Source organism: Barrientosiimonas endolithica, assembly GCF_030296655.1.
GTDB classification, from domain to species: Bacteria; Actinomycetota; Actinomycetes; order Actinomycetales; family Dermatophilaceae; genus Barrientosiimonas; species Barrientosiimonas humi.
Genome location: NZ_AP027735.1, coordinates 1,049,047 through 1,063,742 on the forward strand (window position 1 = coordinate 1,049,047; position 14,696 = coordinate 1,063,742).

Annotated in this window: 13 protein-coding genes and 4 pseudogenes; 9 read left to right on the forward strand and 8 right to left on the reverse strand. The window is 73.2% G+C overall.

Features of this window, described 5'->3' with window-relative positions; translation table 11 throughout:
- Positions 1-306: 306 nt before the first annotated feature.
- Entirely contained in the window at positions 307-873 is a 567-nt protein-coding gene (locus tag QUE40_RS05400; RefSeq protein WP_170206773.1) for a P-loop nucleotide/nucleoside kinase family protein, read from the forward strand.
- Positions 874-985: 112 nt separating this feature from the next.
- Here the strand turns inward: QUE40_RS05400 and QUE40_RS05405 are convergent, their stop codons facing one another.
- The 4 genes and pseudogenes from QUE40_RS05405 to QUE40_RS05420 all read right to left on the reverse strand — a co-directional run bounded on the left by QUE40_RS05405 (position 986) and on the right by QUE40_RS05420 (position 5,670).
- The gene (locus QUE40_RS05405; protein WP_289232529.1) at positions 986-1,618 is read right to left on the reverse strand and encodes a LutC/YkgG family protein; all 633 of its coding nucleotides are present in this window, start codon (positions 1,616-1,618) and stop codon (positions 986-988) included.
- Positions 1,615-3,161: pseudogene (locus QUE40_RS05410) on the reverse strand (LutB/LldF family L-lactate oxidation iron-sulfur protein). Before QUE40_RS05410 ends, QUE40_RS05405 begins: the two are co-directional and overlap by 4 nt.
- A complete protein-coding gene (locus QUE40_RS05415; protein WP_142007412.1) occupies positions 3,158-3,856 on the reverse strand; it encodes a (Fe-S)-binding protein in 699 nt (232 codons plus the stop codon). The pseudogene QUE40_RS05410 and the gene QUE40_RS05415 overlap by 4 nt, the downstream one beginning before the upstream one ends.
- Before the next feature lie 71 nt (positions 3,857-3,927).
- Positions 3,928-5,670 (reverse strand): annotated as a pseudogene (locus tag QUE40_RS05420) (L-lactate permease).
- A gap of 263 nt (positions 5,671-5,933) precedes the next feature.
- Between QUE40_RS05420 and QUE40_RS05425 the strand changes: the two are divergent.
- Positions 5,934-6,329, forward strand: a pseudogene (locus QUE40_RS05425) (FadR/GntR family transcriptional regulator); the annotation flags it as partial.
- Positions 6,330-6,604: 275 nt separating this feature from the next.
- On the opposite strand, the gene QUE40_RS05430 reads toward QUE40_RS05425, so the two are convergent.
- The 3 genes from QUE40_RS05430 to QUE40_RS05440 are packed head-to-tail and all read right to left on the reverse strand — an operon-like array spanning position 6,605 to position 8,147.
- The gene (locus QUE40_RS05430; RefSeq protein WP_142004729.1) at positions 6,605-6,919 is read right to left on the reverse strand and encodes an AzlD domain-containing protein; all 315 of its coding nucleotides are present in this window, start codon (positions 6,917-6,919) and stop codon (positions 6,605-6,607) included.
- Positions 6,916-7,608 (reverse strand): AzlC family ABC transporter permease, encoded by a 693-nt coding sequence (locus QUE40_RS05435; RefSeq protein WP_289232530.1) that lies wholly within the window; start codon positions 7,606-7,608, stop codon positions 6,916-6,918. The genes QUE40_RS05430 and QUE40_RS05435 overlap by 4 nt, the downstream gene beginning before the upstream one ends.
- Positions 7,605-8,147 (reverse strand): GNAT family N-acetyltransferase, encoded by a 543-nt coding sequence (locus QUE40_RS05440; RefSeq protein ID WP_289232531.1) that lies wholly within the window; start codon positions 8,145-8,147, stop codon positions 7,605-7,607. Before QUE40_RS05440 ends, QUE40_RS05435 begins: the two co-directional genes overlap by 4 nt.
- A gap of 83 nt (positions 8,148-8,230) precedes the next feature.
- Between QUE40_RS05440 and paaA the strand changes: the two genes are divergently transcribed.
- The 6 genes and pseudogenes from paaA to QUE40_RS05475 all read left to right on the forward strand — a co-directional run bounded on the left by paaA (position 8,231) and on the right by QUE40_RS05475 (position 13,047).
- The gene (paaA, locus tag QUE40_RS05445) at positions 8,231-9,274 is read left to right on the forward strand and encodes a 1,2-phenylacetyl-CoA epoxidase subunit PaaA (RefSeq protein WP_289232532.1); all 1,044 of its coding nucleotides are present in this window, start codon (positions 8,231-8,233) and stop codon (positions 9,272-9,274) included.
- A 44-nt stretch (positions 9,275-9,318) separates the two neighbouring features.
- A complete protein-coding gene (paaB, locus tag QUE40_RS05450) occupies positions 9,319-9,606 on the forward strand; it encodes a 1,2-phenylacetyl-CoA epoxidase subunit PaaB (protein ID WP_142007413.1) in 288 nt (95 codons plus the stop codon).
- 83 nt (positions 9,607-9,689) lie between these two features.
- A pseudogene (paaC, locus tag QUE40_RS05460) lies at positions 9,690-10,484 on the forward strand (1,2-phenylacetyl-CoA epoxidase subunit PaaC).
- A gap of 65 nt (positions 10,485-10,549) precedes the next feature.
- On the forward strand, positions 10,550-10,969 hold the full coding sequence (paaD, locus tag QUE40_RS05465) for a 1,2-phenylacetyl-CoA epoxidase subunit PaaD (RefSeq protein ID WP_433997070.1): 420 nt from the start codon (positions 10,550-10,552) through the stop codon (positions 10,967-10,969).
- Entirely contained in the window at positions 10,969-12,090 is a 1,122-nt protein-coding gene (gene paaE / locus QUE40_RS05470) for a 1,2-phenylacetyl-CoA epoxidase subunit PaaE (protein ID WP_289232534.1), read from the forward strand. The genes paaD and paaE overlap by 1 nt, the downstream gene beginning before the upstream one ends.
- 15 nt (positions 12,091-12,105) lie before the next feature.
- A complete protein-coding gene (locus tag QUE40_RS05475) occupies positions 12,106-13,047 on the forward strand; it encodes a DUF3626 domain-containing protein (protein WP_289232535.1) in 942 nt (313 codons plus the stop codon).
- Positions 13,048-13,143: 96 nt separating this feature from the next.
- Here the strand turns inward: QUE40_RS05475 and QUE40_RS05480 are convergent, their stop codons facing one another.
- Positions 13,144-13,581 carry a VOC family protein gene (locus QUE40_RS05480; RefSeq protein ID WP_289232536.1) on the reverse strand — a complete coding sequence of 146 codons (438 nt, stop codon included), beginning with the start codon at positions 13,579-13,581 and terminating at the stop codon, positions 13,144-13,146.
- Positions 13,582-13,646: 65 nt separating this feature from the next.
- On the opposite strand from QUE40_RS05480, the gene QUE40_RS05485 reads away from it, so the two are divergent.
- Positions 13,647-14,696: a YdcF family protein gene (locus tag QUE40_RS05485; protein ID WP_289232537.1), complete on the forward strand. Its 1,050-nt coding sequence runs from the start codon at positions 13,647-13,649 to the stop codon at positions 14,694-14,696.

Genomic DNA, 14,696 nt, shown 5'->3' on the forward strand with positions numbered 1-14,696 from the left:
GGTGTGCCGGACCTCCGCCGAAGGGTGCGCTGTGCGCCGGACACGGTGTGCCGGACCTCCGCCGAACAGTGCGGCAGAGCGCACGTCCCAACGGTCCTCCGCCGAAGGGTGCGCTGCGGATGGTCACGGTGTGCCGGACCTCCGCCGACGGGTGCGCGGTGCGCCGGTTACGAGGTGCCGGTGCTCCGCCGAACAGTGCGGCAGAGCGCACGTCCCAACGGTCCTCCGCCGGGCAGTGCGCTGCGGCCGTCACGGGGCGCCGGTGCTCCGCCGAAGGGTGCGGCGCGGCGGGCGTACGGTCGAGGCGTGCCCACCCTGCTGCTGCTCAACGGCCCCTCGGGCGTCGGCAAGTCCACCCTTGCCGCGCTGTGGGCGCGGGAGGCGGACGCTGCCTGCCTCGATCCGGACCGGCTGCGTGCAGACCTGCCGGAAGCCGCCTCCACCGCCGCGATGCAAGCCGCTCGGGCTCGCACCCTTGAGCTGGCGGCGACCGCGCTGTCCAACGGTCGGGACGTGGTGGTCGCCCAGTTGTGCGCGCGCCCGGAGTTTCCGGATGCGTTGCGGGAGACGGCGATTCGCGCGCAGGCGAACTACGTGGAAGTGCTCCTGGTCGACAGCGTGGCGCATCTGCGCCGGCGGCTGGCCCAGCGTGCGACGAGCGCCGAGGCGCACCACCGGCTGGCCCACGCGGCGCTCGATCTCGACGAGCTGGAGAGCGTCCACGCGGCTCTGGTCGACCGCGCGGCTGCCGACCCGCGCGTCGAGGTGCTGCGCTGCGGGGAGGGGCAGGAGGACATCACGCTGCGCGCGATCGATCAGCTGGTCACGACGGCAGCTGTGCCCCACGCGCCGACGAAGCGCGCGCCGGGCTGATCGCGCACGCCTGGCCGATTCGCACGCACGCTCCCCGGGGCGCAGCCGTCGCCGCCTCGGTCAGCCCTTGCCGCCTCGGTCGGCCACGCCGCCTCAGTCGTCCGTCGCCGCCTCAGTCGTCGCTGAGCACGACGTGCAGCGTGCGCGGGCCGTGCACGCCCTCGACCCGGTCGAGCTCGATGTCGCTCGTGGCGCTCGGGCCACTGATCCAGGTCAGCGGTCGGCGCTCCCGCGCAGCGGTGTGCAGCGCGGCCACCGCGTGCGGAACGTCCGGCACGACCTGGCCGGCCCGCACGACGCACACGTGCACGTCCGGAACCAGGCTGATCGCGCGGCGCCCCTGGTCGGGCTGGTGGTCCAGCACGATCGTCCCCGTCGCCGCGATGCCCACCGCCGCGGCGGTGACGACGGCGTCGAGCCGGTCGAGGTCGTACGCGCTCAGTCCCTCGTCGACCACCACCTCCCCGGCGTACGCCGTCAGCCAGTCCGCGGGCAGGCCCGGCGGGCTGACGACGCGGCGGGCGGCGTAGCGCTGCAGCGCGGCGGCGACCCGGGCCGGGACCTCCGCCGCGGAGCAGCGCTCGACCACCGCCCGGTAGTCGGCCGTGGTCTCCAGGAACTCCTCGAGCATCGCTGCCGGGTCGACCGTGGCGAGCGCCGGCTGGGTGGCCACCGGTACGTCAGGACGGTCGGGCTCGAGCGCGCTGCGCACCCGCGCCAGGATCTCCTCGCGAGCCTCGCTCACCGCACACCCCCTGCAGCTCCAGGACCGCCGGATCCGGTTGTGCCTGTTGCAGATTCGCCGTGCGTGCGCACCCACCACTCGCGGAAGGTCTCGCGCGGCGGCACCGGCGCGTTGCGTGCCTCGGTCCAGGCCGACGCCGGCCACGGAAGCCGGTGGATCGACGTGCGCCGTCCGAGCAGCAGCGACCCGAGCGTCGCCGCGTCCTGCGCCTTCTCGAACCGGCGATGGTCGGCGAACATCCATGCAGCCGACCGCATCGCGGCGCCCTCGGCCGTCGGCAGACCGCCGCGCTTGCCGTCGATCACCTGCGTGCGCAGCCGCACCAGCAACCGTGGGATGTCGATGCGCACCGGACACACCTCGAAGCACGCGCCGCACAGGCTCGACGCGTACGGCAGCGACTGGTCGAGCTTGCTCGACGTCCCCCGCAGCTGAGGCGTGAGCACGGCGCCGATCGGCCCGGGATAGACCGAGCCGTACGCGTGCCCGCCCGCGCGCTCGTACACCGGGCAGACGTTGAGGCAGGCCGAGCAGCGGATGCAGCGCAGCGCCTGCCGGCCGACCTCGTCGGCGAGCACCGACGTGCGGCCGTTGTCGAGCAGGATCACGTGCACGTCCTGCGGGCCGTCGCCGGCCGCGGCACCGGTCCACATCGTCGTGTAGGGGTTCATCCGCTCGCCGGTGCTGGACCGGGGAGCAGCTGCAGGAACGTCGACAGGTCCGACCAGCTCGGCAGCACCTTCTCGATCCCGACCACCGAGATCAGCGTCTCGGGGAGCGTCAGGCACATGCGCCCGTTGCCCTCCGACTCCAGCACCACCAGCGAACCCGTCTCGGCGATCGCGAAGTTGGCGCCGGAGATCGCGACCTTCGCCCGCAGGAACTTCTCGCGCAGGTGCAGCCGCGCCGCGTCGGCGAGCTGGGTCGGCTCGTCGGTCAGACCCTCCGGCGCAGGACGGCCCGCGCGCGCCATCTCGCGACGGAAGATGTCGCGAATCTCGCTGCGGTTGCGATGGATCGCCGGCACCAGGATGTGACTCGGCCGGTCGTGCCCGAGCTGCACGATGAGCTCGGCGAGGTCGGTCTCCCAGGCCGCGATGCCCGCGGCCTCGAGCGCTTCGTTGAGCTCGATCTCCTGGGTGGCCATCGACTTGACCTTGACCACCTCGTCGACGCCCTTGGCGCGCACCAGGTCGATCGCGATGCGGTTGGCCTCGTCGGCGTCGCGCGCCCAGTGCACCGTCGCGCCGGCCTCGACGAGGTTCTCCTCCAGCTGCAGGAGGTAGTCGTCCAGGTGCGCGAGCATGTGGTCCTTCGTCTGAGAACCGTTCAGCCGCAACGCTTCCCACTGGGGGACCTCACCGACCACCGCCGCCCGCTTGGTGCGGATCGTGTGCGTCGCGTGCGCCAGGTTGCGCCGCTGCTGGGTGTTGTCGAGCGCCTCCCGCGCCATGCTCGGGAACGCGGGCATCCCGACGAACGTCGCCGTGGTCTCCGCCCGCGGCAGCGGCGTACGTCCTCGCGCGCGCTCCTCGCCGCTCATGCTGACTCCTCCGTCGCCGCCAGCACCTCGGCCAGGTGCATCGTGCGCACCCCGGCGCGCTCGCGCCCGAGCAGACCCCCGATGTGCGCCAGGCACGAGTTGTCGCCGGCGACGAGCACCTCGGCGCCGGTGTCGCGCACGTGACGGGCCTTGTCGGCTCCCATCGCGACCGACACGTCGGCGTTCTTGACCGCGAACGTCCCTCCGAAACCACAGCATTCGGCCGCAGCAGGCAGCTCGACGAGGTCGATCCCGCGCACCTCGCGCAGCAGCCGCAGCGGCCGGTCGCCGACGTGCAGCATCCGCAGGCTGTGGCACGTGGGGTGATAGGTCACCCGGTGCGGGAAGTAGGCGCCGACGTCGGTGATGCCGAGCACGTCGACGAGGTACTCCGACAGCTCGTAGACCCGCGGCGCGACCTCACCGACGGCTTCCTGCAACCCGCTGTCGCCGGAGCGGGTGGCGAGGTCGGCATACTGCTCGCGCACCGACCCCGTGCACGACCCCGAGGGGGCCACGACCGCGTCGTACCGACCGAACACCTCGACGAACGAGCGCACCAGGGGGATGGCCTCGTCGGCGTACCCGGTGTTGGTGAACATCTGTCCGCAGCAGGTCTGCTCGACCGGGAACTCCACGGTGACCCCGAGCCGCTCCAGCAGCCGCACGACCGCCTTGGGCGTCTCGGGCCACATCGTGTCGTTGAAGCACGTCGCGAGCAGCGCCACCCGGGTGCCGGGCGGGGCCTGGGTGCGGGCGCCGGCCGTCACGGGAGCATCCACGACAGGACGGTGCTCTGCAGGCCGACGAGCAGGCACATGACGGCGACCAGGCCGATGCTCCACAGCACCACCCGCCGGAAGATGTCGGACTCGCGCCCGAGCAGCCCCACCGCCGTCGCGGCGATCGTGAGGTTCTGCGGGCTGATCATCTTGCCGACCACGCCGCCGCTGGTGTTGCCCGCGACGAGCAGCGTCGGGTCGATGCCGGCCTGCTGACCGGCCGTCTGCTGCAGCGTCGCGAACAGCGCGTTGGCGCTGGTGTCGGAGCCGGTGACGGCCGTGCCCAGCCAGCCGAGGATGGGCGACAGGAACGCGAACGCCGCGCCGGTGCCCGCGATCCACGTGCCGATGGTGATCGTCTGGCCCGACAGGTTCATGACGTACGCCAGCGCCAGCACCGACGCCACGGTCAGGAAGGCGAAGCGCAGCTTCACGGCGCTGCCGGCGAACTCCTTGGCCCAGGCGCCGAGCGAGACCTTGTAGATCATCGCCACGACGAGCGAGCACAGGATCAGCAGGGTGCCGGGGGAGGACAGCCACTGGAAGTTGTAGACCGTCGAGCTGTTCGGCTTGCCCGCGTGGTTGAGCACCTCCCCGTCCAGCCCCGGCCAGGGGATCTTGCGGTCGGTGCCGGCGAGCCAGTCGGTGATGGGCGTGACCAGCTTGGCCGCGGCGAACACGGCGATGACCAGCAGGTAGGGCAGCAGCGCCATCCCGATCCGGCCCGGGGTGAGCGAGCGGGCCCGCTCCTCCAGCTCGGCCCGCGAGGTGTGCGCGGGGTCGCCCGCCTGCGCGTCGTCGGCGTCCGTGCCGGCGCTCCCGCCGACCGGTGAGCCGTCGGGCCCGACCGTGGCCAGCTCCTTCTCGCGCTCGGCGGCCAGCGACTCGTGGGCGGCGTCCTTGCCCTCCGGGCTCCAGAACCGCAGCAGGATCACGGCGGCGGCCAGACCCACGAGCGAGGCGACGATGTCGGTCAGCTCGACGGTCATGTACGTCGCGGCGAACCACTGCGCGATCGCGAACGCGATGCCGACGACGAGTGCGACCGGCCAGGTCTGGCGTACGCCGCGCCAGCCGTCGACGAGGAAGACCAGCAGCAGCGGCACGATGAACGCGATGATCGGGGTCTGGTGCCCGACGTAGGCGCCGATCTCCTGGTAAGGGGATGCCGGTCAGGCGGCCCGCGGTGATGATCGGGGTGCCGACCGCGCCGAACGCGACGGGGGCAGTGTTGGCGAGCAGCACCACGGCCGCGGCGCGCAGCGGGGCGAACCCGAGCGCCATCAGCATCACGCCGGTGATGGCGACGGGGGCGCCGAACCCGGCGAGCGCCTCGAGCAGGCCGCCGAAGCAGAACGCGATGATGATCGCCTGCACGCGCGGGTCGTCGGAGATCAGGTGGAAGCTGGCGCGCAGGTCCTCGAACCGGCCGCTCACCACGGTGATCTGGTAGAGCACGATCGCGCCGAAGACGATCCACATGATCGGGAAGAGGCCGAACACGGCGCCCTCGGTGGCGCTGAGCAGGGCGAGGTCGGCGGGCATCCCGAAGGGCAGCACCGCGACGAGGATGGCGACGGCCAGCGCCGCGAGCCCGGCCCAGTGCGCCTTCCAGCGCAGGGCGCCGAGCGTGACGAAGATCGTGAGCAGGGGAGCATCGCGACCAGGGAGGACAGCACGAGCGAGTTGCCGACCGGGTCGATGTCTGGGCGGAAGACGGTGGGCATGTGACGGCTCCGGTGGGGGAAGAGAGCGCTAAAGGTCTGACCAAAAGGTGACCCACACCATAGCGGCGTCGCCACCCCTGGATGGGCGAGTTCGGCCGACCGGGCGCATCGGCGTCTACAGTCGCGAGGTGACCAGCGCGACCGCCGGGCAGGAGCCCGGGTCCTCCGACTCACCCGCCACCGCGGGCGGCTCCCGCAGCCTGCGCGCCTGGGAGCAGGTCGTGGAGTGGGTCGAGCAGCGCATCCTCAGCGGCCAGATCCGCGTGGGTGACCAGCTGCCCGCCGAGCGCGAGCTGGCCGCGCAGCTGGGGCTGAGTCGCTCGGCGGTCCGCGAGGCGGTGCGCACCCTGCAGGCCAACGGCGTCGTGCGCTCCTCGGTCGGCGCCGGCCCCTCCGGCGGCACCACCGTCACCGCGGTGCCGCACCACGCCCTCACCCGGCTGCTGCGCCTGCACGTGGCGCTCGCGAACTTCCCCATCGACGACGTCACCGAGGTGCGCGTGGTGCTCGAGCGTCTGTCGGCCAGCCTCGCGAGCCGGCACGCCGGGCTGACCGCGCTGCGCCGGATGCGCGAGACCGTTGAGCGGATGGACGCCGAGGGTCTCAGCCGCGAGGACTTCAACGCCCTCGACACCGACTTCCACGTCGCGATCGCCGAGGCGGCCGGCAACTCGCTCGCGACCGACCTCACCGTCGCGATCCGCGAGTCGCTGCGGCTACCGATCCTGGCCGGCTTCAAGGCGTCCGACGACTGGGACTCCTCAACGCGATGCTCCGGCGCGAGCACCACGCGATCCTCGACGCGGTCGAGGCCCGCGAGCCCGACCGCGCCGCCGAGCTGGTCGAGCAGCACATCCGCTCGGCGTACGAGCGCATGCCCTCGCTGCACGGGCAGTGGCGGGGCGTGGCCGACGCCTGAGCCTGACGCCGCGAGTCAGCCGATCCCGAACGCGCGCAGGGCGGCCGCGGTCGCCGCGGCCAGGACCACCACGACGATGAACGGCGCCCGCAGCGCGATCGCCACGATCGCGACGGCCAGGGCGGCGGTGCGCGCATCGACCACCAGCGCCCCGCCCTCGCCCGCGAACGTCTGCACCGCGACCAGGGCGGCGAGCAGCGCGACGGGCAGCAGCCGCACCATGCGCGACACGACGGGGCCGTCGAGCAGGTGCTGGGGCACCAGGAATCCGAGCAGCTTGAGCAGGTAGGCCAGCCCGCTCGCGAGCAGCACGGTGGTCCAGGTGCTCATGCGGCGGCCGCCCGTCGACGTGTCGGGATCGCGCCGGCGACCAGGGCCGCGCCGGCCGCGGCCAGCACCGGCACGCCGGGCGGGCTGAGCGGCGAGAGCACCAGGGCGACGAGCGCGGCGGCCACCGCGACGACCCGCGTGACCGGCCGGTCCAGCCGCGGCCACAGCAGCGCGCAGAAGGCGGCGACCGCCGCAGCGTCCAGGCCGTACGTCCGCGGGTCGCCCATCGCCGAGCCCACCAGCGCCCCGACGAGGGTGGTGAGGTTCCACAGCGCGAAGACGCCGAGCCCGGTGGCCCAGAAGCCGACCCGCGCCAGGCGCGTCTCGGGCTGGCCGACGGCGACGGCCGTCGACTCGTCGATCGTCAGCTGGGCCGCGACGAGCCGCCGCCACCCGCGCGCCTCGAGCAGCCGGGCGACCTGGAGGCCGTACAGCCCGTTGCGCACGCCGAGCAGCGTCGAGGTGGCGACGGCCGCGGCGCCGCCACCGCCGGCGCCCAGCACCCCGGCGAGCGCGAACTGCGACCCGCCGCTGAACAGCAGGAGCGACAGCAGCACCGTCTGCGGGAGGGTGAGCCCGGAGGCGACGGCGAGGGCGCCGAAGCTGATGCCGTACGACCCGGTCGCCAGCGCGACCGACAGCGCCTGCCGCAGGACGGCCGTGCGTCTGGGGTCGTCGGGCTCACTCACTCGTTGACGATGCCGGCGACGAGGCGCACCTCGCGCAGCAGGTCCGGGGAGCTCCCGAGCTCGCGGTCGCGGAACGCCCCGTCGGGGGCGACCCCGGCGGCCTGCAGGAACGTGCGGGTCTGCTCGTCGGTCGCCGGGACCCACGCGCGGATCTCGCGAAAGTCGTTGGCGCGCAACGTGTCCACGGCCGCGTTGAGCAGGCGCGAGCCGTGGCCGCGACGCCGAGCGGACGGGTCGACGGTCAGCACGAGGAGCTCGCCCACGCCGGGCTCGTCGGTGGGGCCGATGGCCGCGAGGCCCACGACGCGATCGCCCTCGGTGGCGACCAGCGCGCGGTGGACGGTGCTCGGCGGGTCCTGCAGCGAGGCCTGCCAGGTGGCGGTGAACAGGTCGGGGGACAGCTCGGCGAGCACGTCCTGCGGGAGGGTGCCGGAGTAGTCGTGGTGCCACGCCTGCGCCTGGAGCACGCCCATGTCGGGGGCGTCCGTGACGCGCGCCGTGCGCACGGCCGCGTCGGGGGTCGGGGTGACGTCGCTCATCCGTCGAGTCTCCCAGCGATCGCAGCGTGTGACACTCTGGCTGCAGATTTGCAGGATCGTGTAACAGTCGGCATCCTGGTGCCATGTACGGCAACGACTTCGTCGACCCCGACGTGCCGCTCAACGCGGCCGAGACTGCCGACCTCGACGGGCTGTCCGCGACGGGTGATCCGCGGCGGGGCGCGGCGGGCGACTTCGACGCGCTGATCGCGGCCGAGCAGCGCATCGAGCCGCGCGACGCGATGCCGCAGGACTACCGCCAGACGCTGATCCGGCAGATCGCCCAGCACGCGCACTCGGAGATCATCGGGATGCAGCCCGAGGGCAACTGGATCAGCCGCGCGCCGTCGCTGCGCCGCAAGGCGATCCTGATGGCCAAGGTGCAGGACGAGGCCGGTCACGGGCTCTACCTCTACTCCGCGGCCGAGACGCTCGGGGTGGACCGCTCCGAGCTGCTCGACAAGCTGCACACCGGCAAGCAGAAGTACTCCTCGATCTTCAACTACCCCACGCTCACCTGGGCCGACGTGGGCGCGATCGGCTGGCTGGTCGACGGCGCCGCGATCATGAACCAGGTGCCGTTGTGCCGGTGCTCCTACGGGCCGTACGCCCGCGCGATGATCCGCGTCTGCAAGGAGGAGTCGTTCCACCAGCGGCAGGGCTTCGAGATCCTGTGGACCCTCGCGCGCGGCACCGACGCGCAGCGCGCCATGGCCCAGGACGCCGCCGACCGCTGGTGGTGGCCGGCGCTGATGATGTTCGGCCCGCCCGACAGCGGCGAGGCCGCGACCAGCGGGCACACCGCCCAGTCGATGGCCTGGGGCATCAAGCGGTTCAGCAACGACGACCTGCGGCAGAAGTTCGTCGACATGACCGTGCCGCAGGCCGACAAGCTCGGCCTGGTGCTGCCCGACCCCGACCTGCGGTGGAACGAGGAGCGCGGGCACTACGACTTCGGCGAGATCGACTGGGACGAGTTCTGGCGGGTGCTGAAGGGCGACGGCGCCTGCAACAGCCAGCGCATGGCGCACCGGGTCGGTGCGCACGAGGAGGGGGCGTGGGTGCGAGAGGCCGCGACGGCGTACGCCGGGAAGCAGGCCGAGCGGGCGAAGGGGGCCGTGGCGTGAGCGAGAGCGAAGCTGGTCGAGTAGCCGCGAGGGACGAGCGGCGTATCGAGACCCAGGGCTGGCCGCTGTGGGAGGTGTTCGTCCGGGCCAAGCGGGGTCTGTCGCACGTGCACGCCGGGTCGCTGCACGCCCCCGACGCGCAGCTCGCGCTGCGCAACGCGCGCGACCTCTACACCCGCCGCCAGGAGGGCGTGTCGCTGTGGGTGGTGCGCGCGGACGACATCACCGCGAGCAGCCCCGACGAGCGCGACTCCTTCTTCGACCCGGCGGGCGACAAGGTCTACCGGCACCCGACGTTCTACGACGTGCCGGACGACGTGGAGTACCTGTGAGCGGCGAGGAGCGCGTAGCGCAGGTTGCGGGCGAGGAACGAGCCCGCGGCCGGAGCGGAGTGCGACCGAGCGCGACAGAAGGCATGAGCGGCGAGGAGCGCGTAGCGCAGGTTGCGGGCGAGGAGCGGGCGGCGCAGGTGGCGGCGTACTGCCTGGGTCTGGGCGACGACGCGCTGGTCTACGCCCAGCGGCTGGGGAGTGGATCTCGCGGGCGCCGCAGATCGAGGAGGACATGGCCCTCGGCAACGTGGGGCTGGACCTGCTCGGGCAGGCGCGGGCGCTGCTGACCCACGCCGGTGAGCTCGACGGCAGCGGCCGCAGCGAGGACGACCTGGCCTACTTCCGCGACGAGCGGGAGTTCCGCAACGTGCATCTCGTGGAGCAGCCGCGCGGGGACTTCGGGTTCGAGATGGCGCGGCTGCTGTGGTTCGCCTCATACCAGTGCGAGCTGTACGCCCGGCTCACCACGTCGAGCGACCCGGTGCTCGCCGGGGTGGCCGAGAAGGCGGTCAAGGAGACCACCTATCACCGTGACCACGCGGAGCAGTGGGTCGTGCGGCTGGGCGACGGGACCGACGAGTCGCACCGCCGCATGCAGGATGCGCTTGTCGCGGTATCCCCTTATGTGGCAGAGCTTTTCGACGACGACGCCGTATCGGTGGCGGCGGCCGAGGCGGGCGTCGGCGTGCTCCTCGACCCTGCGCGAGCCGGTGCTCGAGCGCGTCACGCAGGTCGTCGAGCTGGCCACGCTGACCATGCCCGAGCAGTCGCGCTGGCGCTCCCGCGGCGGCCGCGAGGGCATCCACTCCCAGGTCATGGGCTACCTGCTGGCGGAGATGCAGCACATCGCCCGCTCCCACCCGGGGGCGACGTGGTGAGCGCGCAGCTGGCCACGAGCCCGCTGCAGGAGGTGGCGCAGATCCCCGACCCCGAGGTGCCGGTCGTGACGATCGCCGACCTCGGCATCCTGCGCGAGGCGAGCGTGTCCGACGGGGTGCTGCGCGTGGTGATCACCCCGACCTACTCCGGCTGCCCGGCGATGGACGCCATCCGCAGCCGCATCGAGCACGTCGCCCGCAAGCACGGTCTGGGCGCCGAGGTCGAGACCCGGTTGAGCCCGGCGTGGACCACCGACTGGATGAGTGACGAGGGGCGAGAAGCGTTGTCGCGCTTCGGGATCGCGCCTCCCGGCGAGAAGCCGGGCGGGCCGGTGGCCCTGTCGCTGAGCGTACGTCGGGTGGTGTGTCCGCAGTGCGGGGGCGACGACACCGAGGAGCTGTCCCGGTTCAGCGGGACCGCGTGCAAGGCGCTGCGGCGCTGCCGGTCCTGCCGTGAGCCGTTCGAGGAGTTCAAGGCCATCTGATGTCGCTGCTGAGCACTGCGCCGAAGCGCACCCGTCCCCGTTTCCACGACCTCACGGTGGTCGACAAGCATCCGTTGACCGACTCGGCCGTCGCGGTCACCTTCGCCGTGCCCGACGACCTGGTCGAGTCCTTCGCGTTCGAGCCGGGCCAGCACCTCACGCTGCGCGCGCAGATCGGCGATCGCGAGGAGCGCCGGTCGTACTCCATCTGCCTGCCTCGCTCGGAAGCGTTGCGCCGCAACGTCGTTCGCGTCGGGGTGGCGAAGGTGCCCGGTGGTGCGATGTCCACCTGGGTGCACGACGAGCTGCAGGTCGGCGACACGGTGCAGGTGATGGCGCCGCTGGGCGGCTTCACCTGCCCGACCCGGCCCGACCTGGCGCGCCACCACGTCGCGATCGCCGCCGGCTCGGGCATCACGCCGGTGCTGTCGCTGCTCGCGACGGCGCTCGAGGAGGAGCCGCGGTCGCGGGCGACGCTGCTGTTCGGCAACCGGCGCACCGACTCGGTGATGTTCCTCGAGGAGCTCGAGGACCTCAAGAACGCCTACCCCGGCCGCTTCCACCTGATCCACGTGCTGTCCCGCGAGCCGCAGGACGTCGAGCTGTTCACCGGCCGCATCGACCGGGAGCGCCTCGAGCGGATCACCTCGCTGCTGGTGCCGGTCGAGTCGGTCGACGAGTGGTACCTGTGCGGCCCGTTCGGGATGGTCGAGGACGCCCGCGGGCTGCTCGAGGAGCGGGGCGTGCCGCACGACCACGTGCACCACGAGATCTTCCACGTCGACGACGCCGGGCTGCCCACGGCGCCGCCGGCGGTGGTCGAGGACCCGTCCGCGCCGCCCGAGGCGACGGTCACGGTCAACCTGGACGGACGGCGTACGACCATCCCGATGCCCTCGAAGCAGGAGACGATCCTCGCGGCCACGCTGCGCGAGCGCCCCGACGCGCCGTTCTCGTGCACCGGCGGGGTGTGCGGCACGTGCCGGGCGCGCGTGGTCGACGGCGAGGTGCGGATGGACCGCAACTACGCCCTCGAGCCGGAGGAGGTCGACGCCGGCGTCGTGCTCGCCTGCCAGTCGCACCCGGTCAGCGAGAAGGTGACGCTCGACTACGACGCCTGACGGCACACTGGCGCGGTGACCGCCGCCCAGGACCGCGCGCTCGAGGCCGTCCGCGCCCGCGCGGCCGACGCCGACGCGGCCGTGCCCGGTGCGCCGACGCTGACGATCAACCTGCACCCCGACCGGCTCGACCGGCGGGGACGCCCGGTGCTGGAGGCGCTGGTCGCCGACGGCGAGGTGCACAACCAATTCGTGACGGGCATCTCCGCCGGCGGGCTCGACAGCGTCATGCGCGGCGCCCGAACCCGTTGGGAGCAGGCGATGTTCGGCGACGCGTACGACCACGCGGACCCGCACGAGCGGCCCCGTTATGCCGGTCTCAGCCTGGTGCGCGACCCGTGGGGTGCCTGCCCGCGGTTCGGGTCGGGGCACCTGCGGCTGCGCCCCGAGCTGCTGGAGCGCACGACCTTCACCTGGGGCGACAGCGTGACCGACCCGACCGCCGCCGGTGTCTGGGGGCGGATGGGCGCGGTGCTGCGGGCCGCGGAGGCGGACGGCTGGAGCGAGCTCACCGGTGCGCCGCGCAGGGCCGCCGACCTGCTCGACACCTACGTCGAGGCGCAGGTGCACGCGCCGGTGCGCCTGGCCGGCGACGTCGAGGCGCTGGTGCTGGACGAGTCGTTCCGGGGCAGCGCGGTCGAGCAGGTGGCCGGCGCCGCGGCGACCTCGTGCGGCTTCGACCTGGAGTGGGCGCCCGCCCGGTCGCTCGACCCGGACGCGCTCGACCCCGCGTTCCGCACCGAGCTCACGCCGCGGCTGGCACGCGAGGTGCACGCGCGGCTGGCGCGACCCGGGCAGCCGTTGGACGCCGAGCTGGTCGGCCGCGCCGCCCAGGAGGTGGTGCGCTCGCGCGGGGAGGGGTGGCAGGCGTACGGCGATGTCGGGCAGACGCTGCAGGAGGTGAAGTACCTCTGGCACCACCTGGTGCGGTTCGGCACTCCCGGCACGGATCGGTGAGCGGCATCGGTGAGCGGCATCGGTGAGCAGGCGTGCGGCTGAGCGCACGGGCGGTCACCGATCCGGGTCACCGATGCGGGCGGTGCGCCCCGGCGGTCACTCCCAGGTGGTGGCGTGCTGCGCGAAGGCGTCGCCGGTCTGCACCGGCACCACGCAGAACAGCAGGCCGCCGGGGTCGGCCAGGATCACGTAGCCCTCGCGCCGCTCGTGCACCGTCGCGCCGAGCGCGGTGACCCGGGCGATCTCGGCCTCGACGTCGTCGGTCTCGATGTCCAGATGCACGCGCGGGGAGTGCCGGCTCCCGTGCGCTGCAGCTCCAGCATCACCTCGCCGGGCAACCGGTCCAGCGACTCGTAGGGCTCCGCGCCGGGGGCCTCGCTCGAGCGCCGCGCACCACCGCGCGCCCCGGCCCAGAACGCGGCCGCGGCGTCGTAGGAGTCGTCGGGGTGGTCGATGAGGACGACGCCGATGCGGGAACGGTGCATGGGGCGAGGCTAGGCCGCTCGTCGCGCCCGCGGGCCGGGACGGGCGCACTCGAGGGGCGGCGGGCGTACGCCTCCCGGGCGGGCGCTGAGGTCGATCGCGACAATGGTGCGGTGATGACTCCCTACGTGACCGGAGGCGCGGCGATCGCCTGCGCCGTGGCGCTGGTCGTGAGCTGGCGGCAGGACCCGCGCCGGCTGCGCAACGGGGTCTTCGCCGTGCTGGCGCTGGCCCTCGGGGCGATCGCGGTGCTCACCGCGCAGCAGGACGACCCCGGCCCGCTGGCCCAGCTGATCGCCGTCGTGGCGCTGGGCGTGCTGCCGCTGGGCTATCTCGTGCTGTCGGTCTTCCTGGTCGCCAACGGGCTGGTCATGCTGCGCCGCGAGGGACGCTCGCTGGGCAACCTGATGTCCTTGCTGACCGGGCTCGCGATGGCCGCGCTGCCCGTGCTGCTCGTCGTGGTCACCCAGCGGGAACGGCCGACCTGGTTCGTCTCGTTCGTGCTCGCGCTGCTGCTGCTCGGGGGCTACGTCGGGTGGGTGTTCGCCTGCTTCGCGGCCTACTGCCTGACCTATCGGTTCGCGCCGCGCACGCGCCGCGCGGACGCCCTGGTGGTGCTCGGGTCGCGGGTCATCGACGGGCGGGTGCCGCCGCTGCTCGCCGCGCGCCTCGACCGGGCGGTGGGGATCTATCAGCGGCAGCGCGGCGAGGGGCATGCCCCGCTCGTGGTGCCCTCCGGCGGGCAGGGCCCCGACGAGTCGGTGCCCGAGGGCGTCGCCATGGCGGAGTACGCCCGCGGCAAGGGCGTCGACCCCGCCCACCTCGTCGTGGAGGACCGAGCGCGCACCACCGAGGAGAACCTGCTGCTCAGCCGCGCCCTGGTGCAGGAACGGCGGCCCGGCGGCCGGATGCTGGTGGTGACCAACGACTACCACGTGTTCCGCACCGCGCTGCTCGCCCGGCGGCTGGGCACCGGCGCGCACGTCGTCGGGGCGCCGACGGCGAGGTACTACGTGCCGTCGGCCTACCTGCGTGAGTTCGTCGCGGTCGTGCGGGAGCACTGGCGGCTGCACGCCGTCGTCGCCGCGATCATCCTCGCGATCGTCGCCGCCGGCATGTGGGTGTCGCTGCAGGACACCGGCCTGGTCGACGCGCTCGCGGTCTGA

Bases quoted from the DNA above. Each gene is read 5' to 3' on its own strand.
- QUE40_RS05415 (WP_142007412.1), bottom strand. From the start codon at position 3,856: ATGTGGCCCGAGACGCCCAAGGCGGTCGTGCGGCTGCTGGAGCGGCTC.
- QUE40_RS05430 (WP_142004729.1), bottom strand. From the start codon at position 6,919: ATGAGCACCTGGACCACCGTGCTGCTCGCGAGCGGGCTGGCCTACCTG.
- QUE40_RS05440 (WP_289232531.1), bottom strand. From the start codon at position 8,147: ATGAGCGACGTCACCCCGACCCCCGACGCGGCCGTGCGCACGGCGCGC.
- paaA (WP_289232532.1), top strand. From the start codon at position 8,231: ATGTACGGCAACGACTTCGTCGACCCCGACGTGCCGCTCAACGCGGCC.
- paaE (WP_289232534.1), top strand. From the start codon at position 10,969: ATGTCGCTGCTGAGCACTGCGCCGAAGCGCACCCGTCCCCGTTTCCAC.
- QUE40_RS05485 (WP_289232537.1), top strand. From the start codon at position 13,647: ATGACTCCCTACGTGACCGGAGGCGCGGCGATCGCCTGCGCCGTGGCG.